The organism is Streptosporangium sp. LJ11 (genome assembly GCF_051918945.1).
Lineage (GTDB): Bacteria > Actinomycetota > Actinomycetes > Streptosporangiales > Streptosporangiaceae > Streptosporangium.
Window position 1 is genome coordinate 164,031 of the sequence record NZ_JBPXMB010000017.1, and the last position, 23,061, is coordinate 187,091.

The following is a 23,061-nucleotide window of genomic DNA, read 5'->3' on the forward strand; positions in this document are numbered from 1 at the left end:
GTTCGGTCGCTGGGGGACAACGGCGGACGACTATGAGACTGCACCGGAGCGCCCTGAATAAACCCTGAACAAACTCGGCACGCCGGTCGCGTCAGGTGACCTCGTCGCCGGTCAGGTGCCTGAACCGGGGAACCCCGGCACCTGACCGGGGACGTTCGAGGGCGATCGAGGGCGTCCGGGGCGGCGATCCGCGCCCCGCGACCGCCGGGCCGGTCGGCGACCGTGGCCGCGCCGGCGTCATCGTGACCGTGCGCGAACGGTGGAAACTCTCCCGGCCACGGGTCCCCGGGATCATCCGGCGGGCCCGGCGGAGCCTTCGGCGAGGGAGCGGAGGGCGGTCCTCGGGAGAGGCGACGTCAGGATTTGCGGGCGACGCCGCAGAACTGGGACACCTCCGCGGGCTCGCCCCACGGGGAGTGTTCCGGGCGCCACCTCGAGCAGGAGACCACGCCGGGCTCCAGGAGTTCCAGGCCGTCGAAGAACGAGGCGAGGTGGCCACGGTCGCGGGCCACGATCGGGGTGCCGCCCCGCTCCATGAACCGCCGCATCGCCTCGTGCATGGCGTCGCCGTGCACCTCGGCGGTGGCGTGCGCGATCACCAGGTAGCTGCCCGGCGCGACGGCGTCGACCAGCTCCTGCACGACTTTCCTGGCCTCGTCGTCATCGGTGATGTGGTGCAGGATCCCCAGCAGCATCAGCGCGACGGGCCTGGTGAAGTCGAGGGTCTCCGCCGCCGCCCGCAGGATGTGATGGGGGTCGCGCAGATCGGCGTCGAGGTAGGTGGTGGCGCCTTCGGGGCTGCTGACGAGCAGGGCGCGGGCGTGGGTCAGGACCAGCGGGTCGTTGTCGACGTAGACGACCCGGGACTCCGGGGCGATCCGCTGCGTCACCTCGTGCGTGTTGTCGGCGGTGGGCAGGCCCGTGCCGATGTCGAGGAACTGGCGGATCCCGGCGTCGGCGACGAGGTGCTTGATGCAGCGGCCGAGGAACGCCCGGTCGGCTCGGGCCGAGTCGACGATGCCGGGTATGAGCCCTTCGACCATGTCCCCGGCCTCGCGGTCGGCGGGGTAGTTGTCCTTCCCGCCCAGCCAGTAGTTCCAGATGCGCGCCGAATGCGGCCGGTCGACATCGAGCTCCACCGGCTGCCAGTCGGATTCGCGAGAGGTACTCATGGGGGTGGGATCCGTTCATGAGGAATTCGCATCGAATGGGATGGGAGATAGTCGATCACAAACGTGATGTTCGGGGCAAATCAACTATGCATCCACGGTCATCGTGAAACCCGTATGCGGCTGCCATTCCACGTGCCGCTGAGGTTGAAAAGGTGGGAGTTGCGGTGATTGGAGGATGAGTTCGGTCTGGCCGATGAAGCCGGTAGCCGGAAGACCGTCAACTCGGCGGCCTCGAATCGCAATCGCTCGCCTTTGGCCCGTTCCTCCGCGGTCGGACCGCCCCCTTCGGGATACCTCATACCTCCGGCATGGCGAACACCCCGGCAATCGCCCGCAACCGCACCCCGCCGTGACATCCGCCCTTCAACCTCGGTGGCAGCTCCAAGCTGCTTCGCGTTTCATGGAATGCCACGGACGGTGTCACTCTCGGGCTGCGTGATTCGCCCACGGGCGCCGGCCATAATTCGCTGGACGTGGCGTCCCGGCGGGGAACGGTGGCTCCGTCTCTGCCCGCTCGCTCGCACCGACCGGCCGGAAGCCGGCCTGAGGCGTTCAGGATCGGGCCGGGCCGTTCGTCGTGTCCGCCCGGTCGGGCAGGAAGATCTCCTCGATGGTCAGGCCGAAGACGTCGGCGATGGTGAACGCCAGGGGCAGGCTGGGGTCGTACCGCTCGGTCTCGATGGCGTTGATGGCCTGTCGGGAGACCTGACACCGGTCGGCCAGGGCGGCCTGGCTCCACCGGCGGGCTGCTCGCAGTTCGCGTAGTCGGTTCTTCACGGGTGCGGCGTCTTCATCGGTGCAGGCGGGTGCGCAGGTCGGCGACCACAAGCCAGATCGCCACCCCGCCGAGGAGGATCAGCTGCGTGAGCTGATGGAGCCGGACGACGCCCGCGGCGTCGAGCACGGTGGCCACCTGCAGTGCCACGAGGACTGCCGCGAAGGCGATGGCCATGCTTTCCAGCTGGATCTTGCGCAGGTACTCGTCCGCACGCCGGAACGCCCGCAGCAGGGCCCAGGCCACGGCGAGCGCGAACACGGCGGTAGCCGCGATCCACAAACCCTTCTGAGCGGTGCTCTGGTCGGGATCACTGCCCAGCGCCAGGGCCACAGGGCCCAGAGCGGCCACGGGCAGGCCGTCGATGAGGGCGGCGCGGTGGGCCGCGCGCGTCACTTGGTCCTGCTGTTTCGCCATGACACGAAGGTAAAGCAGCCTTTCCATACAGTCAAGCACCCTTGACTTAATGGAAGGCACACCTTACATTCTTGCTATTTTGACCGCGAGACGACCCCTGAGCCTGGCCCGACGCTCGCTGCTCGGCACTGCCGCGGCGTCGGCCTTCGCCCAGCTTCGGCGATCGCCGCCGAGCGGGTCCGGCCGGGCGCGTACGGCGGGCGGCCGCCTCTCGCGATGTGGCGGCGGGTGGATGTCCGGAACGGGACCGGTGGCTCCGACGTCTCCGCCGAGTGGCACCGCAGGGGTGCCCGGCGAGGAGACAGAACCGTGAAGTACAAGCTGCTGGCGTGCGGCGTCGTCGCAGGCCCGCTGTTCGTCGCGGTGGTGCTGATCCAGGCGTTCACCCGCGAGGGGTACGACCTGAGCCGCCACCCGATCAGCCTGCTGAGCCTCGGGGATCTCGGGTGGATCCAGATCGCCAACTTCACCGTGACCGGCGTGCTGTACGTGGCCTGCGCCGTCGGCATGTGGCGGGCGCTGCGTCCCGGCCGCAGCGGCACCTGGGGCCCGCTGCTGGTCGGTCTTCTCGGCGCCGGGCTGATCGTGGGCGGGGTCTTCGTCACCGACGCGGGCGCCGGGTACCCGCCGGGCGCGCCGGCCGGGGCACCCGAGATCAGCTGGCACGGTGCCCTGCACGGTCTCGGGCCCATGCTGGCGGTCGGCGGGATGACGGTGGGATGCCTGGTGTTCGCGCGCCGGTTCGCCGCGCTCGGGCGGTGGGGCTGGGTCGCGACGTGCGTCGCGACCGCCGTGGCGGCCCTGGTGCTCACCGCGTGGCCCGATCCGGAGGGCCTCAGCGTGCGGCTGCTGCTCGCGTCGGCGGTGCTGTTCGCGTTCGTGGCGGCTCTGGCGGTCCGCGTGATGCGCGGCCTTCCGGACGCGGCTCCCTCGCGTCGCGAGGGAGCCGCGGCTCGCTGAGGCGTTCCTGGTGAAGTGCGGCCTAGCGGAGCGCGGCCCGCTTGTCCGCCGCCACCACGGCGATCCACGCCATCGCGGTGATCGCGCCGACGGCCAGGGTCAGGGAACCGGCCCGCCCGCCCGACATCGCCCAGCCGTCACCGAGGGCGAAGACCAGGCCGCTGAGCCGCGAGGCCGTGGCGAAACCGGGACGACCGGCGCGGGAGAAGTGGCGGCCCAGGACGAAGCAGGCGGCGATGAGGGCGGTGAACGCGATGGACCCGGCGACCAGGTGCATGAGCGCGTGCCAGCTCAACGTGCCCGTCTGGCCCAGGGGAGTGCCCGCGGGGAATCCGTCGCCCGGGTCCATCACGAAGACGCCGGCGGCGACCGTCGCGACGCCGTTGACCAGGATCAGCCGGGGCGCCCACGTACCGCCGGGCGTGCCGCGCATGACGCGGCGCAGGCCGGCCGCCCCGGCGACCGTCAGGGCGCCGCTGAGCAGGAAGTCGGCGATCTGGAGCCAGCCGAGGTCGCCGGTGGCGAGCATGCTCAGGGGGTGGCGCGTCAGGTCGAAGCCCTCGCGGGTGAAGGCCTGCGCCAGCGACACGACCGCGAAGAGGGGTGCGGCGGCGACGGAGCAGGCGAGCAGGACGCGCGTCGCGGGGGCGACGGGGTCACCGGCGGGGCCGTCGACGGAGCCGTTGGCGGGGACGGCGGGGTTGCCGGGCCGGATGGCGGTCATGTCGTTTCCTCTCGGCGCGACGGGGGCCGTCGCCGTTCTCGTTCCGCCGGTTCGCCCGGCCTCGCTGACGCGTCGAACGGAAGGGGCGGGAATCGACGTCCCGCCTCCATAGCGCCTCTGAGCTGCGATGACCTGGATCGGGCAGGCATTCCCTGTCACATGGCATTCCCTGTCACATCCGGTCGCCGCCCAGGTCGGGCGGTGCGTGTCGATTTCCGGCCGCTCCGTTCGACGCGCAGCCGAGGACCGGCGAGGATCGGTCACCCGGACACCCGAAGGAGATATGGCGATGCGGTTCCTGATGACGACCAAGGGCAGCCACGACATGGCACCCCCGAGCGAGGCGATGCACGCCGAGATGGCCGCCTTCATCGAGGAGATGACCAGGGCGGGAGTGCTGCTGGCGACCGGCGGCCTGGACCCGGCCGGCACCCACATCTCGTCCTCCGGCGGTGAGATCACCGTCACCGACGGACCGTTCACCGAGGCGAAGGAGGCGATCGTCAGCTTCGCGCTCGTCGAGGCGCGATCGAAGGAGGAGGCCGTCGAGCTGGCCCGGCGCTTCTGGAGGATCGTCGGCGACGGCGAGGGGGACATCCAGCAGGTCTTCGGCCCGGAGAGCTGACCGGACGCTTGCGTACCCGGTCCGGAGGGTGCTCTGATCGGGCACGTGATGTCCGGGGACGCCCACCGCGCGGTCGACGCGGTCTGGAAGATGGAGTCGGCGAGAATCGTCGCCGGCCTCGTCCGGATGCTGGGCGACGTGGGGCTGGCCGAGGAGCTCGCGCAGGACGCGCTCCTGGCCGCCCTCGAACAGTGGCCGGGGGCGGGTGTCCCGGACAACCCGGGCGCCTGGCTCATGGCCGTCGCCAAGCGCCGCGCCATCGACCACCTGCGCCGCGAGGAGCGGCTCGGCCTCAGGCACGAGCAACTCGCCCACGACCTCGCCACCCGGCGGGACACCGCCGGGACCGCGGGAACCGCCGAGGCCGACATCGACGCGGCCCTCGACGACGAGGTGGGCGACGACGTCCTGCGCCTGATGTTCGTCTCGTGCCACCCGGCGCTGCCCGCCGAGTCCCGGGTGGCGCTGACGCTGCGGCTGCTCGGCGGCCTGCGCACCGAGGAGATCGCGCGTGCGTTCCTCGTCCCCGAGTCGACCGTCGCGCAGCGTGTCGTCCGGGCCAAGCGCACCATCGCCACCCTCCGGCTCCCCTTCGAGGTCCCGGAGGGTCCGGACCGGGCGGCGCGCCTGTCGTCGGTCCTCGGGGTCGTCTACCTGGTGTTCAACGAGGGGTACGCGGCGAGTGCCGGCGACGACTGGATGCGTCAGGACCTCTGCCAGGAGGCGCTGCGCCTGGGCCGCCTGCTGGCCGGTCTCGCGCCCGGCGAGGCCGAGGTGCACGGCCTGGTCGCGCTGATGGAGCTCCAGGCGTCACGAGCGGCCGCCAGGACGGGGGCGTCGGGGGAGCCCGTCGCGCTGCACGAGCAGAACCGCGGGCGCTGGGACCAGCTGCTCATCCGCCGGGGGTTCACGGCCCTGCTGCGCGCCAGGCGGTGCGCCGCGCCTCTCGGCCCGTACGTGCTGCAGGCCGCCATCGCCGCCTGCCACGCGCGGGCCCGTACGGCGGAGGAGACCGACTGGACACAGATCAACGCCCTCTACGAGGCGCTCGCCCGGGTCCTGCCCACTCCCGTCGTGCAGCTCAACCGCGCGGTCGCGCTGGCCATGGCCAGCGGTCCGGAAGCGGGTCTGGCGCTCGTCGACACGCTGGTCGGCGAACCGGTGTTCAAGGACTACCACCGCCTGCCCAGCGTGCGCGGTGATCTGCTGGCCAGGCTCGGCCGCCACGAGGAGGCCCGGCGGGAGTTCGAACGGGCCGCCGCCCTCACCCTCAACGGGCCGGAACGGGCCATCCTCACGGGACGCGCCGCGGCCTGCGCCGACATCGCCGCGCGGAGAACGGCCGCGCCGGGGACGGCCGGATCCGGAACGGCCGTGCCGGGGGCGGTCACCCCGGAAAGGGCCACCCCGGGAAGGGCCACCCCGGGAAGGGCCACCCCGGGAAGGGCCGCGCCGAGGACGGTCGTCACCCTGGCCGAGGCCGCGACCGCCTTCCTCGCCCGTGACGACCTGGACGCCGCGACCGTCCGCTCCTACCGCCAGACCATGAACCGGCTGCGCCGCGACCTCGGCGACGACATCCCGCTGCCGGACGTGAGCGCCGCGCGGGTGACGGAGATCTTCGGCGCCGCGTGGGGAGACGCGGCCCCCGCCACGTGGAACCGCCACCGCGGGGCCGTCCGCTCCTTCTGCGCCTGGGCCGCCGGCCAGGGTCCGCCGATGGGCGATCGAGGTTCGGCGGCCGGCGGTCCGGGCGGTGGAACGCACCGTGACCTGGCCGCGGGACTCGGGCGCAGGCCCGAGCCCCGGGGGCGCACCCAGCCCATGGACCGGTCGCGGGTCGAGGCGCTCTGGGAGCGTCCGGACATCGCCCCGCGCGAGCGCGCCCTGTGGCTGCTGCTCCACGAGAGCGCGGCCGGAGCGGGCCCGGTGCTCTCGCTCAACGTCGAGGATCTCGACCTGGCCGGGAGGCGCGGGAAGGTGGCCGCCGGATCCGGTTGGGTCCACTGGCGCTCCGGTACCGCCGAACTCCTCCCGCGGCTCGTCGCGGGCCGTCGCCGGGGTCCTCTTTTCCTGTCCGATCGCAGGCCCGGTCCCGGCCGGCTCCCGGCACCCGCCGACCTGTGCCCGGAGACCGGCCGCCGAAGGCTCTCCTACGAACGGGCCGAATACCTGTTCAAGCGGGCCACCGGCCACACCCTCGACCAGCTCAGGACCCGGTAGGACTCCGCCCGGCGCCCTTCCGCCGGACGGAGTCCACGGCATTACGACCCCCTCTCCTCGCCGGGTGCCGCGAACTGGACGAGGAAGGGCTGCGCGCCGGAGATCCGGACGCGCTGGACGCGCAGCGGGACGAACCGTCGCCTGATCCCGGCCGCGATGTCCCCGGCGTCGGGAAGCAGGACCACGGCCATGCCGCCGGGCGCCAGGACACGGCTCAGCTCCGCCCACCAGTGCGAGGAGGAGCCGGAGAGCCGGCCCCGCGCGGCGACCTGACCGTTCCAGGGGGGATTGCACAGGACGCGGTCGATGCCGCCGCCCGGTAGCGGCAGGTGACCGGCGTCGGCCTGGTCGATGGAGATCGGCAGCCCCGCCGCGTTCTCCTTCGCCGCCCGCAACGACTCCGAAGCCAGGTCGAAGCCGTGAAAGCGGGCCCGCGGCTGGTGGAGCCCGGCCTCGATCAGCAGGGTTCCGGCGCCGCAGCAGGGGTCGAGGACCGTGTGCCCGGGGTGGATGTCGGCCATCCGTGCCATCGCGGCGGCCAGCGGAGGATGCAGGGTCCCCGGGATGGAGCGCTGTTTGTAGGCGCGCCGGTGCAGGGGCCGGTCGGTGATCCTCAGCATGAGGGTGGCCCGCGTGCCGTCGAGGGTCAGCCGCCACCCGCTGTGCGCGGGTGGGGGACCGACGCCCGCCCGCCGCGAGTGGTAGCCGATCCCCAGCCGCCGCGCCAGGACCTGGCCGACGGCGTCCTCGGCGTCGTACCGGTTGAAGGTGCGCCGGCCCAGGAACGACGCCGACACCTCGACCCCGGTGACCGCGCCGGAACCTCCCTGCTCCTCCCGCAGCCGCATCAGCGTGCCGACGTCGGCGGTGCCGGCGAGCTGGGCGAGCAGGGTGAGATCACGCTTGGTCGTGCCGATGTCGGGCCGCTGCGCGGCGAGCAGGAACACGTCGTCCGCGGTGCTCAGCCCGAGCACTCCCGGTCCCGGCCGGGACGTGCGGAAGTGGACCTCTCGATGCCCCAGATGGGTGACCGTTCCGAGTCCGAGCTGGAGGATCTCGGCCGCGACCGTCGACTCCAGCCCGTGAACGCACCGCGCTACCAGGCGCGCCGCCGTCACGAGACGGCGAGGGCGCTGGGACGCGGTGCGGTGAGAAAACTCGCGCGAATGCGCATAGTGATCGTTCTTCTCCCACGTCAGCCCGGGACGGCGCTACGCCGTCCCGCGTCGTCGACGACGGGGTGTGCCTCGCTTCGCCGACGGGGGCTTAACGCAGGTTGAAGAAGAACGAGTACGTCATGACCGAGAATCCTAGCGATCGGGGCGGCGTACGCAACCGGGGGCGGGTCGGCCCCGCCGAGCCCGCCCCCCGAGCACGCTTCGAGGACCGTCCCGTGCGGTGCGGAAAGGCCCGCCGAGGGCCGGACACCGGTGCCGGATGGAGAATCTGCTGTCTCATTGTTTTACACCATTTCTGGCCTTGGTGATTGAGAGGGTGAGTCGCCGGGATGGATGGTCGCGGCGGTGAGGGCGACGCCGTCCGGGCCGCGGGCAGGGCCGAAGCGTTCTCACGTTGTGAGACCGAGTAACTGGAGTCCGTCTGCGGGGTGGCTGCGGTAGTGGTCGGTGGCGGCGGCGATGTTGGTCCAGCCGATCAGGCGGGCCAGGCCGATGGCCAGGTTGCGCAGGCTCGCCATGACCCGTGGGGCGGCGCCGGTGCGGACCTTGGAGGCGTCCTCGCGGTAGGTGACGTCGCGGATGTGGTGCAGGGCCTCGATGCTCCAGTGGCCGCGGATCAACGCGGCGAGGCGGGCGTGGGGGAGGAGGCCGGGCGGCAGGCTGGTGATCGCGTAGATCGTGACGATGGTGGTCTTGCCGGTTTTCTGATCGGTGCGGCGGCGTTTGATCTGGATGGCCTGGGCGGCGTGGGGGAAGGGCAGGCCGGGCCGGACGGTACAGATCTTCATGCGGCGGATCTCGCGGCGGCCGTGGCCGTGCTCGTCGGTGCGGTCGTTGAGGAACGCCGCCCGCCAGGGCAGGGCCTTGAGGCGGCGGTGCAGGGTGGGCTGGTTGCCCTTGACGAGGAAAATGTAGTGACCGCCCGCGGCGATGATCTGGCGGGCGTGCTCGGTCTGGGTGTGCAGGGCATCGGCGGTGAGCACCGCGTTCGACAACTCCAGGCCGGCCGGCAGGGGTGTGAACGCGCCGATCTCGTTGCTGTGGGTCGCGATCTGCCGCTGGGCCAGGACGGTCTGGGTGTCGTGGCGGACGGCGGCCAGGAGATGGATCATGGTTGCGTGGTCGGTGCGGCTGCCGCGCAGGGCCTTGCCGTCGATGGCCAGGCCGATCAGCGGGGGCGGGTCTGCGGGCGGACCGTCGGAGGTGAGGGCGGTCAGGTAGGTGCCGATCGCGGTGTCGAAGGCGTCGCCGTCCAGGCGGGTGAGCAGCCTGCGCAGGGTGCTGGTGGCCAAACGGTAGGTGGCGGGCAGTCCGGCGCGAGACAGGACGCTGGGGTCGTATCCGCTGATGGATCGGGTGATCGCCGCGATCGAGGTGGCTCCGCCGAGTACGGCGAGCAGGGTCAGGGCCAGGAGCGGGCCGAGCCGGTAGCGGCGTCCGCGGCGGCTGCGCGGGTCGGGCAGGGTGTCCAGGACCTCGGCCAGTGCGGGCAGATCGGTCCATGGGTCGGAGACTGCGGCGTGCTCGAAGTGGCGGGCGAGCACGTCGATCGGGGATGATGGCACGCGAACGCGACCCCTGTTCTTGATCGACTGGCTAGACACCGACGATCATCAGGGGTCGCGTTTGTCGTCTACTGCTGCATTCCTCAATGGAGGCCGCGAACACGCGGTCGAGAACCCGAGGCTGTCAGAGCGGCCTTTCTAGCACTCGGTGTTCCGAGGTCAGTGGGGGGATCCGTACTTCCAATGAGGAACGTCGCACTACGCATCGGGGTGCCCTCAACCATCGGCCAGGTACAGGGCTACAACCGTCTCACCAATCGAGAACGCCTCCGCCTTGGGGCCGCGGAAGAGACCCGCGCCGCTTTCTTCGCAAAGCGCGGCAGGCAGGTTCTTTCCCCAATCCCGGGAACACCGTTCCGAATGGCGCCGTACGGGCGGGGGCACATCCCCCACATGGCCGACACCGCCATCCTCGACATCGACGGCACCCTGGTCGACACCAACTACCAGCACGCGCTCGCCTGGTTCAGGGCGTTCGGGCGCTACGACGTGTGGCTGCCGGTGTGGCGCATCCACCGGCACATCGGCATGGGCGGGGACCAGCTGGTGGCCGCCCTCGCCGGCGACGACGTCGAGCGGCGGCACGGCGGCGCGCTGCGCGACGCGTGGGTGGAGGAGTTCGACGTGTTCCTCGACGACATACGGCCCTTCGAGGGAGCCACCGAACTCCTGGACGAGCTCGGCGGGCGCGGGTTCACCATCGTGCTGGCCTCGTCGGGCAAACCCCAGCACGTCGAGCACTTCCTCGACCTCATCGACGGCCGGTCACGCTGCCGGGCGTGGACCACGTCGGAGGACGTCGAGGCGACCAAGCCCGCGCCCGACCTGCTCCAGGTGGCACTCGCCAAGGTCGAGGGCGCGTCGGGTGTCACGGTGGGAGACTCCACCTGGGACTTCCTCGCCGCCCGCAGGGCGGACATCCCCGGTATCGGGGTCCGCACCGGAGGCTTCTCGCCCGAGGAGCTTCGCGAGGCCGGGGCCGGCCACGTCTTCGACTCCCTTCCCGAGCTGATCGGCAATCTCGGCCGCACCCCGCTGCGCGCACCTCCCTGAGAAGGGAGATTCCGGGCCCGGCGCGGCCCTGTGCCCGGCGTGCTCCTGTGCCCGGCGTGCTCCTGTGCCCGTCGCGGTTCCGGCCTGGTGCGATCCGGGCCTGGTGAGGTCCTGGGCCGTGAGGTCCCGGGCCGCGTGGCCCTGGCCGTGTGGCCACCGGTCCGGCGCGGTCAGCTCCAGGGCAGCGTGCCGCGCTTCGCCCAGTAGCCTTCGGGCTCCTCCGCCAGCCCGGCGAGCCGCTCGTCGAGCTCCGCGTCCCAACCGACCCCGGCCGCGGCGAGGTTGTCGCGCAGTTGCCCGGCCGAGACCGCGCCGCTCAGCACCACTCCCGCCCACGGCCTGGCCAGTACGGCCGCGAGGGCGAGCGCGTCCGGCGTGGTGTCCCGCTCGCGCGCGGCGGCCACGAGCGCGGCGGGGGCCGCGCGAACGGTCAACCGGCCGTTCGCCACCCCCTCCTTGACGATCACGCCCATCCCCGCCTCGTGCGCTCGCCCGAGCGCCTCACCTGCCGAGCGCTCCAGCAGGTTCCACGTCGACTGCACCGTGTCGAACAGCTCGGCTTCGATCGCCCGCCCGATGGTGTCCGCCTGGCGCGGCCCGCTCGTCGACAGCCCGACCGCGACCCCCTCCGCCCGCAACGCGCGCAGCCCGTCGAGCACGTCCTCGTCGTCGAGCACGCCGCTCTCGACCGTCGCCGAGTGGATCTGGTAGAGCGACAGATGCTCGCCGAGCAGCGCGCGTGTCTGTTCCAGCTGGACGCGGAACCGGTCGGCGGTGAGCTCCTTCACCTCGTGCCGCTCGGCGTCCAGCCGCCAGTCGCCGACGTAGGCGTATCCCCACTTCGAGCCGACCGTGACGGCCCCCGGGGCGATCCCGCGCTCGCGCAGCCACCCGGCGAGGAACTCCTCCGCCCGCCCGTACGAGCGCGCCGTGTCGAGGTAGCGCACGCCGGCCGCCCACGCCGCGTCGAGCACGGCCCAGGTGCGCGACCGCATCGCGGCGACGTCCCGGTCGTCGCCGAGGTCCTCGGCACGGCCGAGCGTGATGTAGGCGGGACGGCCGAGGGCCGCCAGTCCCAGGCCGAGCGGTGTCACGGACAGGGCGGTCTGGCCCAGCGGGCGTCGGACCAGCGCGTTCATGCCGCCAATATAGCGATCACGGCGCCCGGGAATGTTCGGGACCGTTCCCGGGCGTCCGGCCGTGGGAAGGTCCATGATCTACGCCGCGCGTACCGCGCCACGCTACGCCGCTCCGTGCCACCGATCGGCGTCACCCCGCCGCACCATGTCGTGCCGGCGATGGCTACCATCGCCGGGACCTCTCATGCCTTCGTATATCGAAACAGTTTTATGTTTTCTTTTTTCTCCAGTGGAGGTTTGACCACCTCTCGGAAGTCGCTTCCTTGCTCGCGGTGAGGGGGCCTTGACTTGCTTTCTTTACAAATCATACAATTTCTGGACTTATGGAGACATAAGACTAAAAGTAGAAAACAGCCGACTCCACAGGGATACGGGGAGATACTCCGGCCGGAGCGGTTCTGGAGGGCTCATGGGGAAGTGGCGGGCCGTGATCGTCGCGGTACTGGCGCTGTTCGTTCTGGGTGCGGGGGTGCCGTTTCACGTGGCGGCCGAGAAATCGTACGAGGTGTGGCTGGTCGACCAGTCCAATACCAACGGGCTCGCGCACGGCGGCACCGTCAGCGTCTACTCCGGACAGGACGTCACCCACCGGCTGTCGGCCGCGCAGCCCGTCCACGTCATAGACCTGGGCGGCGCGACCTCGTCCCTCTGCCTGGCGAGGACCGGAAGCGTGCCCGTGCGCCCGCACATGATCGTTTTCAACAAGGCCGACACCCACGCCGCGCTCGCCTTCGTCGCCAGCGGCCACGTGGTCGTCTTCGACGCCCGCACCCGGCAGCCGCTCACCTGCCTCCTCACCGAGGCGGGAGCGGGAGGCGTACGGCAGGCTCACGCCCTCTGGCCCACCGAGGACGACAGGTACCTGATCATCGCCAACCAGAACGGCAAGAAACTGGAGCGCGTCAGCACCGACTACGCCTCGAACACCTTCGTCCAGCAGCCGGCCGCGACGATCGACCTGGCCGGTTGCACCACTCCGAACGGCGCGCCGTGCCAGTCACCCGGGCTCCGGCCGGACAACGCGCCGATCTGCCCGTTCATCGCCTCGGACAACGGCCCGGTCTTCGTCAGCCTGCGGGGCGGCGGGATGCTCGTGGTCGACTGGCACACGACGCCGATGTCGATCGTGGGAGAGTACGACACGACCAGGATCCCGGCGAACGGGTGCGGATTCATCGAGGCCAAGGGAACCGTCTTCGGCAACGGGGGCGGGGGCACGCACAGCAACCTCGACCAGTTCACCGTCTTCCGGCTGCCGATGAGCGGCTACTCGCCCGCGAACCCGCCCAACACCCCGGCGGTCCAACTGCTCTTCAACGACGATTCGCCCGAGCGCGACGCCCACGGCGTCCTCGTGTCCGCCGGGGAGCGCCACGTGTGGGCCGGTGACCGTGACGCCAACGTCGCCGAGGTCTTCGACGGGGCGAGCGGCGCCCACGTCGACACCGTCGACCTCGTCTCCCCGTTCAGCGCGGACCCGACGGTCGACCTCTTCGCGGTCTCTCCCGACCACAAGTGGGCCTTCGCCTCGACGCGAGGGCCGAACCCGCTGTCCGGCGACCCGCACTCCTCCCACGGGAGCGACCCGGGAATGCTGATCCTCAAGCTGACCGGCAACGGCAAGAAGGGCACGGTCGAGGGCCTGATCCGGATCTCCAACGTGGACGCCGGCGGTGTCCAGCGGGCCGACGCCCACGGCATCCGCGTGCGGCTCACGGACTGACCGGACCGACCGGACTCACCGGCTGTGCGGCCTGTGCGGACTGACCGGACTGACCGGCTGTGCGGGTCCGCGGGCGCGCACGGCCGGCCCCCGGCGGCGGGTCACCGGCGCCGCCGAGCGACGGCCCGGGGCCTCGACGGCCGGGATGCCGGCGGGCGGCGGCGGGACCATCCGCCCTCAGGGGCGAGGGGAGGCCGGGAGGCCGTAGTCCTTGAGCGTGATGGCGTCGGGCCTGCCGGCCGCCTTCCGGACCAGGCCGGCCCACGGCATGTGCGGCAGCAGCCTGACCGACAGGTCGCGCATCCGGATGGCCGTCCGCGATCGGGGGACGAAACCCTTGACGCCGCCCGGCGGGAGTCTCCGGCTCTGCCGGACGAAGTCGCGCATCTCCCGTTCGTAGGCGGCGAAGGCGGCCGCATGATCCCCGCCGGCCTCGGCGAGCTCCCCGGCCAGCACGTAGGCGGCGACCACCGCCAGCCCCGTGCCGCCACCGCCCAGCGGCGACGGGCTGTATCCGGCGTCACCGAGCAGCACGACCCTGCCGCGGGACCAGCCGTCCATGACGATCTGGGTGGCCGAGTCGAAGTAGAAGTCGGTGGCCGTCCCCATCGCCCGGAGCATCGCGGGCACCTGCCAGCCCGCTCCGGCGAAGACCTCGGCCACGATCCGCCTCTGCCTCTCCGCGTCGTCGCGGTCGTAGTCGAGCGTTCCCGAGGCGAAGCCGAACAGGACCTTGGCCTCCCCCGGGCGCCGGGACGGGCGCAGGGCCGCCACCTTCCCGCCCGGCATGTTGTGGAACAGCTCCCAGTCCTGGACGCCGAAGACGTTGGGCGCGGTGAAGTACGCCAGGTGGCAGCCCAGCTCGCGGACGAAGCGCGACTCCTCACCGAAGGCCAGGGACCGCGTCACCGAGTGCGCGCCGTCCGCGCCCACCACCAGGTCGAAGACGCGCGGCGCGGACCGCTCGAAGGTGACCCGCACGCCGTCGGCGGTCTGGTCCAGCGAGGTGATCGTGTCGTCGAAGACGTACTCCACCTCGTCCCCGTTCGCCCGGTGGAGGATGCCGGCCAGGTCGCCGCGGAGGATCTCCACCTCGCCGACCACGCCGTGCCCGCCGAGGAAGGAGGCGGGCATGTCGGCGACGCGCCTGCCCGCGGCGTCCACGTAGGACATCCCCTTGGAGTCGACGGCCGCGCGCCAGATCTCCTCCAGGAGTCCCGCACGCCTCATGACGTCGACGGAGACGCCGCGCAGGTCGACCGTGTGGCCGCCGGGGCGGATGGCCGGGGCCCTCTCGACCACGACCGGGGTGAAGCCGTGACGGCGCAGCCAGTAGGCCAGGGCGGGGCCGGCGATACCGGCACCGGAGATCAGGACTTTCTTCACGACGGGCTCCCTGTTCGGTGGCGTGCGTGCACCGTACCCACGGGATGCGTACACTGTAAACAAAGCACTAGTGCACCAAGTTCGCGCGGTGCGCGCCGGGTGGTACGGAGCCTGGTGCACTAGAGCGGTGGGAGCGTGGGCGGTGGACGGGGCCGAACCCCTGTATCTGCGGATCGCCGCCGAGTTGCGGCGGCGCGTCACGACGGGCCGGCTGCGGCCGGGCGACCGGGTGCCCTCGACCCGGCAGATCGTCCGGGAGTGGGGGGTGGCGATGGCGACCGCCAGCAAGGTGCTGGCGACCCTGCGCGAGGAGGGGATCGTGCGGGTCGTGCCGGGGGTCGGCACCGTCGTCGCCGACACCTGTACCGACATCGACATCGGCACCGACACCTGTACCGACATCGGCACCGGCACCGGCACCGGCACCGACATCGGCATCGGCACCGCCGCGCCCCGTGGGGCGGCCCCCGCCCGCGGACCCGACCTCACCCGGGAACGGGTGGTGCGCGCCGCGATCGGGATCGCCGACGCGGAGGGGGTGGCGGCCCTGTCCATGCGCAGGATCGCGACCGGCATGGGGGTGGCGGTGATGTCGCTCTACCGGCACGTGGCGGGCAAGGAGGAACTGCTCGCGCTCATGGCCGACGCCGTGCTGGCCGAGGTCGCGTTCCTCGAGCCGCCGCCGGGGTGGCGGGCCCGGATGGAGCTGGCCGCCCGGACGCAGTGGGCCCTCTACCACCGCCATCCCTGGCTGGCGCAGGTCACCTCCTTCACCCGCCCCCTGCCCACGCCCAACGCGATGGCCCAGGCCGAGTGGGCGATGCGCGCCGTGGACGGTCTCGGCCTCGACCCGGTGACGATGGTCCACATGTACGTCACCGTGGCCAACTACGTGCGGGGGACCGCCGTCGGCCTGGAGGCCGAGACCGACGCCCGGCAGGAGACCGGCATGACCGACCAGGAGTGGATCGACTCGGTGGTGCTCCCGCGCATGGACGAGTTCCCGCTGCTGTCGAGGATCCCTCGCGACTCCCTCGACCTGGACACGTTGTTCGAGTTCGGGCTGCGGCTGCTGCTGGACGGGCTGGAGGTGCTCGTCGGGGGTTCCCGCGAGCGGGCCGGGGCGGCACGCCGTCCGGGAGCGGGCGAGGTGCGCGAGGCGTGACGCGTCCGCCGCGAGGCCCCACGCGCGGGAGGGGCCGGCCCGGTCGAGCGGGCCGGCCCCTCCGGGGAGTCGGTGTCAGTTGGGGTTGGCGGCGTGGGTCAGGGTCTCCCAGGCGACGAAGAGGACGTTCGTCCCGGCCGGGCGCTGCTGCTCGGTGAGACGCTGGGTGTTCGTCATCGCGATGCCCATCCGGTTGCCCAGGGCGTTGAAGCCGACCTCGGTGATCGGGCCCAGCCCGAGGTGGAGGGTGCCTCCGCACAGCGAGGACGGCACGGCGGCGCCGAGCTGGTACTTCGCCTGCATGCCCAGCGCGTGGCGCAGCCGCTCGCTGATCTCCGGGTAGAGATCCTGCCCCTGGATCCGGGTGGTCTCGGCGAAGTGCGAGATGGCCGACAGCCCGTACCCGGTGTGGGTGAAGTCGCGGCAGGTCTCCTGGGTGAGGCCGTCCATGAAGGTGGACTGACCCTGCCAGTAGTTGATGATCTCGGCGCGGGTGTCGATGCCGCTTCCCGGAGGCGCCTTGGGGAGCGCGCCGTCGGACGAGATGTAGATGAAGGCCGGCACCCGCCCGCGGAACTTGGCCACGGCCTTGTCGTAGCTCACCCGGTCCTCGAGGAAGACGGAGATGCCGAGCGCGGCCTCCATCATGCTCAGTTCCCAGTTGCCGTTGCTGTTGGAACCGTTGATGATCTTCGGCAGGTAGACGGTGCGCAGCATGGTGGAGAAGCGGCTGACGGAGGCGGCGGACCAGCCGGTGTAGGTGTAGCGGATGATCTCGGCGGCCCTGGGCCACGAGGACCCGGCCCATCCGGTCTGCAGCGGGGCGTTGCTGTTGGTGTGGTCCCTGATCACCGCGGACCAGGCGTCCATGATCTGGATGGCCTTCTGGGCGTACCTGCTGTCCTGCGTGACGTACCAGGCCAGCGCCATGGTGTACGCGGCGAGCGCGTCCTGGCGCTCGTCGGTGCAGCCGTTGTTGGGGTTGGAGTAGGAGCCGCATTCCACGATCGCGCGCGGCTTGGGGGTCCGCGACAGCGACGCCAGGGAATGCCCCATCATCTGGTCGAAGGCGCCCTTCCACGGCTGGGCGCCGGCGTTGACCTTCGCTCGGATGAAGTCGAGCTGTGGCTTGCTGACCAGGACTCCGGGGTGGGTGAAGGTCGCGGGGGCGGCCTGCGCCCGCGCGGCCGGAAGGTTCGGCGGCGGTGTGGCGCCGGCCGCGGGGGCGGAGAGAGTGGTGACGGCGAGAGCGGCGGCACCCAGGATCGCGGCTGCCGTCGTTCGGATGCGTCTGAGCATGTGGAGCTCCTCGCTGGCCTGACAGGCCAAGGGGGTGGCGAGAGGTCTCGGCCGGGGGCCTCGATGACCGCCCATCCAACCGATCTCGACAGTGATCCGTCAATGTCCTTAGGAAAGTTTCCTAACATTTAAAGGTCTTATCGGAGACCCTTATGGTGCTCTCCTCTGGGGTGCCCGAGCTCTGTGGGACCCTTGGCGGCCGACGGGCGGTGACGTGGATCCGAGGTGAGCGGGTAGAGGCGCGATGGGTCCATGCATCCCGTGTCCCGCGCTTCGCCGGGGTCGGACCGTGCCGTGCGGGCGAATCCGCGGTCTCGTGATCCGGGCCTCGACGGGTCCCGGACACATTGCCGCCCCCTGTCGCTGTGCCGGCGACGCGCGATCCGTCGCCCCGGCCTCCGTCGTCCCTGATGCAAGCCGACCGACGTTGTCGATTCACCGCGTTTAGGTAACGGTTGCTTCCGTCCGCTAAACCATGATTAATCGGAAATAGTTCTCATATGGCTTATATCGGACTTCAGGGTTGTGAAATTGAGACCTTATGGCTGCCCTCCTTTGCAATGCTTACTTCGTCATGAAAGCGATACCCCGATTACCAGGTGAGGGCCCATGGATATCGTCGTGACCACGGATTCCGGTGCCGATCGGCTTCGTGAGCTCTACGCATGGCTCGCCGAGGAGGCGGAGATCCGTGGGCGAATGCGTGTGATCGAGCGGCTCCCACCACCGGGAGGTCTCGGTCCGATGGCGGAGGGCCTTCAGTTGGCTCTCGGTTCGGGTGGAGCGTTGGCCGCGTTGTCCGGTGTGGTGATCGCCTGGCTGCGGTCACGTCCTGGCGAGATTTCCGTCAAAATCACGAAAGGAAAAAATCAGCTTGAAGTAACAAGTAAGGGTGTGAAGTCACTGACCGCCGAAGGGGTCAGTGAACTGACGAGGCAACTCGCCGAGAGCCTGGAAGGAGAGCCCCCGCGTGGCGGCTCCAGGCGCTAGGCGGCTGCTCTCCGGTGAAGGGGTCAAAGTATTGATCGTGGGCTCCGGGGCCTACCGGAGGGAATCACGACTCAGCCCGATTCCCTCGGTCGGAAGGACGGTGACCGATCTGGGGGCGTGCCTGGTGGAGCGCGCGGGACTCGATCCCGCGAACCTGGAAACGCTGGTGGACGCCGACGCGCCACAGCAGATCGCCGAAGCTCTCGAGCGAAGCGCGCGGGAGGCGTCCAGAGCCCTCGTCTTCTACTACGTCGGCCACGGACTGGTGAGCATCGACGGCGAGCTGCACCTGGCGACGGCCGCCACCGTGGACCTGACGGACAGAGTCGCGGGCTATCAGGCCCTTCCCTACTCCGTGGTCCGCGAGGTTCTCACCCGGAGCCATGCCCGGACCGTCGTGGTCGTTCTCGACTGCTGTTTCGCCGGCCGCGCGCAGGGGATATCCGGGAGCGCGGCCGACGACGCGTTCGACAACACCAGGTGGATAGGCTCGTACCTGCTGACCTCTACGAGCCGGGACGAGCTCGCCTGGGCGCCGCGGGACGAACGGCACACCGCCTTCTCCGGGGAACTCATCCGGATCATGACAGAGGGCGACCCCCTCGCACCCCGCCTGCTCACCCTGGACGATGTCTACCGTGTTCTCAACCGGGTCCTGAAACAGCGGAGGCTCCCTCCGGCGCGTCGCCAGGCGGCCGACGAGCTGGACCGGGAACCACTCGTGGACAACGCCTCCTACGCCTTTCCGCCGCCCCCTGAAGCCCCTCCTTCGATCGACGACGGCCAGCACAGCCCGTACCAGGGCTTGTCCTCCTTCGGGCCTGATGACACGGCGTACTTCTTCGGGCGCGAGCAGCTGACATTCTCACTGGCCCAACGGATAAGAGAACATACGTTCCCCGGTCGGCCATGGCTGGTGACCGGGCCTTCCGGCTCGGGTAAATCGTCCCTCCTGCGCGCCGGGTTGATTCCGGCTCTGTCCTCAGAGCCGGGGCCGTCGGACGGAGAGCGCTGGTCGTGCGTCTACCTGACTCCTGGAAACGACCCCTTCGAGCAGCTCGTACGGAAGATGTCCGCCGCCATGGGAATCGCCGGCGATGTCCTGCGCGCCCGGCTGGAGCACGCGGCCTCGCTCCGTAAAGACCTGGGTCGGCCCGGAGAGGGAGCGGCGGATCCAGCGGCCGCACCATCTCGCGTGGTGCTGGTGGTCGACCAGTTCGAGCAGATATTCACCGAGTGCGATGACATCGCCCAGCGGCTCCTCTTCATCAGGGCGCTGGGAAGCGTGTGCGAGTCCCGGACCATGACGGTGGTGATGGGTCTGCGATCCGACTTCTTCGGTCACTGCGCCGATCACCCGGAGCTGCTGCCTGCTCTCCGGCACGCCGATGTGGTTCCTCCCATGACCGCGGCGGAGCTCCGAGAGGTCATCGAGAAACCGGCCGAACTGGCCGGGCTGACCTTGGAGACGGGCCTGGCCGATCTGCTGCTGGAGGAGTGCGGCAGTGACAGCGAGATAGCGGCCAGGGGACCTGGAGGTGTTCTCCCCCTCTTGTCGCACGCCCTTCTGCAGACCTGGCAGCGCAGGCAGAACGGTGTCCTCACCCTGGCGGGATACCGCGCCACGGGAGGCATCGCGAAATCCCTGTCCCAGACCGCTGATGTCACCCTCGACGGCTTCCCCCCGACGGCCGAGTCGCTCGCCCGGCGCATGTTCATTCGCATGGTGCGTCTGGAGGACGGCCTGGAGGACACCAGGCGCCGCGTACCGCTCACCGACCTGCAAGCGCACCTGGAACGGGAACAGCGGGCCGAGGCGGGCGACCTCCTCGGCAAGTTCGTCGACGCCCGGCTCGTTTCCGTCGACGGGGGCTTCGCCGAGCTCACCCATGAGGCGCTGATCCGGCACTGGCCGAGGTTACGGTCCTGGATCGACGAGGACCGGAGCGGCGTACTGGTGCGCCAGCGCATCGAGGACGCCGCCTTGACATGGGACGCGAACGGAAGACACACGAGCTTCCTTGACCGCGGCCCGCGCCTGAACGAGGCCATGGCGTGGGCAGAGACCCGCACGGAGGAATTGGGCCCGCTCGCGTCGGAGTTCCTGCGGGCCGGTGTTCGCGCCCATTCGCTTGAGAAGGAGGCGGAAAGGCGCCGCGCCAAGCTCCGCCGTCAGGCGATCGTCTCGCTCGTGGCCTTGCTGGTCTTGGCGGTGACCGGCGGGGGGGTCGCCGTCAAGGCACGCTCGGACGCGGACAGGGACCGCGTCTTCGCCCTCTCCAGGCAGGTCGCCGCCCGTGCGGACGCGCTGCGCAGCCTCGACCCGTCCCTGGCCATGGGGCTCAGTCTCGTCGCTTATCACATCTCTCCCACCGAGGAGGCGGGCAACAGCCTGCTGTCCGTTCCAGGAACTCCGGCCGCGACACGACTGCTCGGTCACGACGGACCGGTGAGGAACGTGGCCTTCCGGCCGGATGCCCAGGTTCTCGCAAGCGTCGGAGCCGATGACACCGTCCGCCTGTGGGACGTGTCTTTGCGACGGCAGGTCACCGTGCTGCCGGGGGCGCGGCTCCCGAAGGGGGGGCCGGGCCAGGTCCTCTGGTCGCCCGACGGGGCGATGATGCTCGTGGGATCCATGGGAGAGGCCCCCTGGCAGCTCTGGGACGTCAAGAATCCCGGCGATCCCCGCCTGATCGGCCCGCTGACGCTGACGGCGCGGGCATGGACGGCCGCCGTCAGACCCGACGGAAGGGTGCTCGCGACCTCCGGCACCGAAGGCCCCACCATCTTGTGGACCGACATCTTCAAGGGGCGCCCGGTGGCCGTCCTGAAAGGGAATCTGGGAGGTGCCGCCGATCTGCTCGCTTTCGCACCCAATGGGCGGACCCTGCTGGAGGCGCCGATCATCTCGTACGCGGGACTGTGGGACGTGGCCGACCCTCGGAAGCCGGAGTTGACAGTCATAGTCCCGGACTCCTACGCCGCTCACGCCGCGGCCTTCTCGAGAGACAGCCGCCGGCTGGCGATCTCGGGCTTTCCCCAGCAGCTCAGCGTCTTCGACATCAAGAACACCGAGAAGACGCGGAAGATCGCGAATCTGAAACTCGCCCAGGACACCAACCTCGCCGTGAGCCTCTCCTTCAACGCGGACGGATCCCTTCTCGGGGCCGCCAATCTGTCCGACAACATGGTCAGGATCTGGGACGTGGCCACGAAGCGGGTCGTCTTCTCCCTGCCCCACGTCGGCAATGTCCTGGCCGTTGACTTCGCCCCCGTGGGGAACTCGATCGTCACCGGGGGGAACGATGGGATCGTCAGGATCTGGCCACTCGACGCGTGGCCCATCGGAGTCCACACGAACATGGTGAACGCCGTCTCCTTCTCCCCGGACGGGAAACTTCTGGCGTCCTCGGGCATAGACGCCGTGCGGGTATGGAACGTCCCCGGAGGGACCGCGTTGCGGAAAGCATCAGAGGGTGAGGGGCAGTCGACCAACCCCTGGGCGACGCTCACCTTCGGCCCGGACGGTAGAACGCTGTTCACCTCCGACCAGATGCAGGACGGAACGCCCTACCGCCTCGACCGGCGTCTCGTGCCCGCCGAGGTTCCCCTCGCCAAGGGAAGCCGCGGCTGGGTGGGAGAGTCCACCTCGGGGATGGCGCTTCGCGGCGACGCGCGCCTGCTCGCGGTGACCATAGGGCCGCAGCGCAACACCGGAGAGGCGGTCGTCGATGATCCCCGGATCGAACTGTGGTCGCTTGACGGCCAAGGGCGCCGGAAGGCTGTGATGTCCGCTTGGTCGCTGGCGCGCGGCGACGAGCGTTCGACGCCGCTCTGCCTGGCGTTCGACCCCGCAGGGCAAACCCTGGTCGCGGGGACCAATGATGGGGCGATCCGCGTATGGGACGTGCGGGATCCGGCGCACCCTCGGGACGTCGCGTACGTCAGGACGGGAGAGACACAGATAAACAGCATCGCCTTCGCTCGCGGCGGCGAGGTGCTCGCCACCGCGTCCTCCAACGGGACGGTCCGGCTCTGGGACGTCTCCGGTGGTGTCCGGCTCACGCTGTCGTCCTCGCTGAACGACGCCAACGGGAATGTCTCTCGTCTGGCCTTCGACCGTACCGGTACCACGCTGGCCACTGTCGGTGATGACCGGCTGGTCCGGCTGTACCGGACGACGGATCCGCGCAGCCCCCTGCTTCTCGCCACCCTCCAGGGACACACCGCGGCCATCCGAAGTGTCGCCTTCAACCCGGCTGACGACTCCATCGCGACCGCGGCGGAGGACAACACCGTGCGGCTCTGGGACACGAACAAGGACAGGATCGCCTCCAGGATCTGCGCGACCAGCGGAAGCGGGATCACCCCGGAGGAATGGCGGACGTACGTTCCCGGTGTGCCCTACAGTCCTCCCTGCCCATAAGCCTCACGTGGACGGTGCCGGCATGCGCCGGGCGGCGTCCGTTCGCAGAACGCGCCGCGGGTCAGCCTCGATCTCTCGGGACGGTCCGTTGGTCGATCCGGTTTTCAGCTTGCCGGGCGACGGCGGACAGGTCGGAGCCCGGCTGTCGCACCGGGTGGACGTCGTGACCGACGGACACCAGGAGCGGGTGACGTCGGCCCGGGCGTGCTTCGGACGCGCCCGGGGCGCACCGCTATTGACA

General features: G+C 70.5%; 17 protein-coding genes. 8 read left to right on the forward strand and 9 right to left on the reverse strand.

Features of this window, described 5'->3' with window-relative positions:
• Nucleotides 1–356 precede the first annotated feature (356 nt).
• From ACTOQ3_RS25075 to ACTOQ3_RS25085, 3 genes are all read right to left on the reverse strand, one after another.
• Nucleotides 357–1,172, reverse strand: coding sequence for an SAM-dependent methyltransferase (locus ACTOQ3_RS25075; protein WP_440085785.1), 816 nt, complete (start codon nucleotides 1,170–1,172; stop codon nucleotides 357–359).
• Nucleotides 1,173–1,724: 552 nt separating this feature from the next.
• A complete protein-coding gene (locus tag ACTOQ3_RS25080) occupies nucleotides 1,725–1,949 on the reverse strand; it encodes a helix-turn-helix transcriptional regulator (RefSeq protein ID WP_440085786.1) in 225 nt (74 codons plus the stop codon).
• Nucleotides 1,950–1,962: 13 nt separating this feature from the next.
• Entirely contained in the window at nucleotides 1,963–2,364 is a 402-nt protein-coding gene (locus tag ACTOQ3_RS25085; protein WP_440085787.1) for a hypothetical protein, read from the reverse strand.
• A 309-nt stretch (nucleotides 2,365–2,673) separates the two neighbouring features.
• Between ACTOQ3_RS25085 and ACTOQ3_RS25090 the strand changes: the two genes are divergently transcribed.
• Nucleotides 2,674–3,324, forward strand: coding sequence for a DUF998 domain-containing protein (locus ACTOQ3_RS25090; protein WP_440085788.1), 651 nt, complete (start codon nucleotides 2,674–2,676; stop codon nucleotides 3,322–3,324).
• 22 nt (nucleotides 3,325–3,346) lie between these two features.
• Here the strand turns inward: ACTOQ3_RS25090 and ACTOQ3_RS25095 are convergent, their stop codons facing one another.
• The gene (locus ACTOQ3_RS25095) at nucleotides 3,347–4,048 is read right to left on the reverse strand and encodes a DUF998 domain-containing protein (RefSeq protein ID WP_440085789.1); all 702 of its coding nucleotides are present in this window, start codon (nucleotides 4,046–4,048) and stop codon (nucleotides 3,347–3,349) included.
• A gap of 289 nt (nucleotides 4,049–4,337) precedes the next feature.
• Between ACTOQ3_RS25095 and ACTOQ3_RS25100 the strand changes: the two genes are divergently transcribed.
• Both ACTOQ3_RS25100 and ACTOQ3_RS25105 read left to right on the forward strand, forming a co-directional pair.
• Nucleotides 4,338–4,673, forward strand: a complete 336-nt coding sequence (locus ACTOQ3_RS25100) for a YciI family protein (RefSeq protein ID WP_440085790.1) — start codon at nucleotides 4,338–4,340, stop codon at nucleotides 4,671–4,673.
• A gap of 48 nt (nucleotides 4,674–4,721) precedes the next feature.
• On the forward strand, nucleotides 4,722–6,896 hold the full coding sequence (locus tag ACTOQ3_RS25105; protein ID WP_440085844.1) for a sigma-70 family RNA polymerase sigma factor: 2,175 nt from the start codon (nucleotides 4,722–4,724) through the stop codon (nucleotides 6,894–6,896).
• A gap of 41 nt (nucleotides 6,897–6,937) precedes the next feature.
• On the opposite strand, the gene ACTOQ3_RS25110 is transcribed toward ACTOQ3_RS25105, so the two are convergent.
• Nucleotides 6,938–8,014 (reverse strand): TRM11 family SAM-dependent methyltransferase, encoded by a 1,077-nt coding sequence (locus tag ACTOQ3_RS25110; protein WP_440085791.1) that lies wholly within the window; start codon nucleotides 8,012–8,014, stop codon nucleotides 6,938–6,940.
• A 449-nt stretch (nucleotides 8,015–8,463) separates the two neighbouring features.
• A complete protein-coding gene (locus ACTOQ3_RS25115) occupies nucleotides 8,464–9,639 on the reverse strand; it encodes an ISAs1 family transposase (RefSeq protein WP_440085792.1) in 1,176 nt (391 codons plus the stop codon).
• A gap of 393 nt (nucleotides 9,640–10,032) precedes the next feature.
• Here ACTOQ3_RS25115 and ACTOQ3_RS25120 point away from each other — a divergent pair, with 393 nt between their 5' ends.
• Nucleotides 10,033–10,692 carry an HAD family hydrolase gene (locus ACTOQ3_RS25120; RefSeq protein ID WP_440085793.1) on the forward strand — a complete coding sequence of 220 codons (660 nt, stop codon included), beginning with the start codon at nucleotides 10,033–10,035 and terminating at the stop codon, nucleotides 10,690–10,692.
• Nucleotides 10,693–10,862: 170 nt separating this feature from the next.
• Here ACTOQ3_RS25120 and ACTOQ3_RS25125 read toward each other — a convergent pair whose 3' ends face one another.
• The gene (locus tag ACTOQ3_RS25125) at nucleotides 10,863–11,831 is read right to left on the reverse strand and encodes an aldo/keto reductase (RefSeq protein ID WP_440085794.1); all 969 of its coding nucleotides are present in this window, start codon (nucleotides 11,829–11,831) and stop codon (nucleotides 10,863–10,865) included.
• Between the two features lie 409 nt (nucleotides 11,832–12,240).
• On the opposite strand from ACTOQ3_RS25125, the gene ACTOQ3_RS25130 reads away from it, so the two are divergent.
• Nucleotides 12,241–13,554, forward strand: a complete 1,314-nt coding sequence (locus ACTOQ3_RS25130; RefSeq protein WP_440085795.1) for a hypothetical protein — start codon at nucleotides 12,241–12,243, stop codon at nucleotides 13,552–13,554.
• Between the two features lie 177 nt (nucleotides 13,555–13,731).
• Here the strand turns inward: ACTOQ3_RS25130 and ACTOQ3_RS25135 are convergent, their stop codons facing one another.
• Nucleotides 13,732–14,940, reverse strand: coding sequence for an FAD-dependent monooxygenase (locus ACTOQ3_RS25135; RefSeq protein ID WP_440085796.1), 1,209 nt, complete (start codon nucleotides 14,938–14,940; stop codon nucleotides 13,732–13,734).
• A 127-nt stretch (nucleotides 14,941–15,067) separates the two neighbouring features.
• Between ACTOQ3_RS25135 and ACTOQ3_RS25140 the strand changes: the two genes are divergently transcribed.
• Entirely contained in the window at nucleotides 15,068–16,105 is a 1,038-nt protein-coding gene (locus ACTOQ3_RS25140) for a TetR/AcrR family transcriptional regulator C-terminal domain-containing protein (protein WP_440085797.1), read from the forward strand.
• A gap of 75 nt (nucleotides 16,106–16,180) precedes the next feature.
• Here the strand turns inward: ACTOQ3_RS25140 and ACTOQ3_RS25145 are convergent, their stop codons facing one another.
• Entirely contained in the window at nucleotides 16,181–17,404 is a 1,224-nt protein-coding gene (locus tag ACTOQ3_RS25145) for an alginate lyase family protein (RefSeq protein WP_440085798.1), read from the reverse strand.
• A 609-nt stretch (nucleotides 17,405–18,013) separates the two neighbouring features.
• Between ACTOQ3_RS25145 and ACTOQ3_RS25150 the strand changes: the two genes are divergently transcribed.
• Nucleotides 18,014–18,394 carry an effector-associated constant component EACC1 gene (locus tag ACTOQ3_RS25150; RefSeq protein WP_440085799.1) on the forward strand — a complete coding sequence of 127 codons (381 nt, stop codon included), beginning with the start codon at nucleotides 18,014–18,016 and terminating at the stop codon, nucleotides 18,392–18,394.
• 37 nt (nucleotides 18,395–18,431) lie between these two features.
• Nucleotides 18,432–22,820: a caspase, EACC1-associated type gene (locus ACTOQ3_RS25155; RefSeq protein ID WP_440085800.1), complete on the forward strand. Its 4,389-nt coding sequence runs from the start codon at nucleotides 18,432–18,434 to the stop codon at nucleotides 22,818–22,820.
• Nucleotides 22,821–23,061: the final 241 nt, after the last annotated feature.

Bases quoted from the DNA above. Each gene is read 5' to 3' on its own strand.
- ACTOQ3_RS25075 (WP_440085785.1), bottom strand. From the start codon at position 1,172: ATGAGTACCTCTCGCGAATCCGACTGGCAGCCGGTGGAGCTCGATGTC.
- ACTOQ3_RS25085 (WP_440085787.1), bottom strand. From the start codon at position 2,364: ATGGCGAAACAGCAGGACCAAGTGACGCGCGCGGCCCACCGCGCCGCC.
- ACTOQ3_RS25095 (WP_440085789.1), bottom strand. From the start codon at position 4,048: ATGACCGCCATCCGGCCCGGCAACCCCGCCGTCCCCGCCAACGGCTCC.
- ACTOQ3_RS25100 (WP_440085790.1), top strand. From the start codon at position 4,338: ATGCGGTTCCTGATGACGACCAAGGGCAGCCACGACATGGCACCCCCG.
- ACTOQ3_RS25105 (WP_440085844.1), top strand. From the start codon at position 4,722: ATGTCCGGGGACGCCCACCGCGCGGTCGACGCGGTCTGGAAGATGGAG.
- ACTOQ3_RS25120 (WP_440085793.1), top strand. From the start codon at position 10,033: ATGGCCGACACCGCCATCCTCGACATCGACGGCACCCTGGTCGACACC.
- ACTOQ3_RS25125 (WP_440085794.1), bottom strand. From the start codon at position 11,831: ATGAACGCGCTGGTCCGACGCCCGCTGGGCCAGACCGCCCTGTCCGTG.
- ACTOQ3_RS25130 (WP_440085795.1), top strand. From the start codon at position 12,241: ATGGGGAAGTGGCGGGCCGTGATCGTCGCGGTACTGGCGCTGTTCGTT.
- ACTOQ3_RS25145 (WP_440085798.1), bottom strand. From the start codon at position 17,404: ATGCTCAGACGCATCCGAACGACGGCAGCCGCGATCCTGGGTGCCGCC.
- ACTOQ3_RS25150 (WP_440085799.1), top strand. From the start codon at position 18,014: ATGGATATCGTCGTGACCACGGATTCCGGTGCCGATCGGCTTCGTGAG.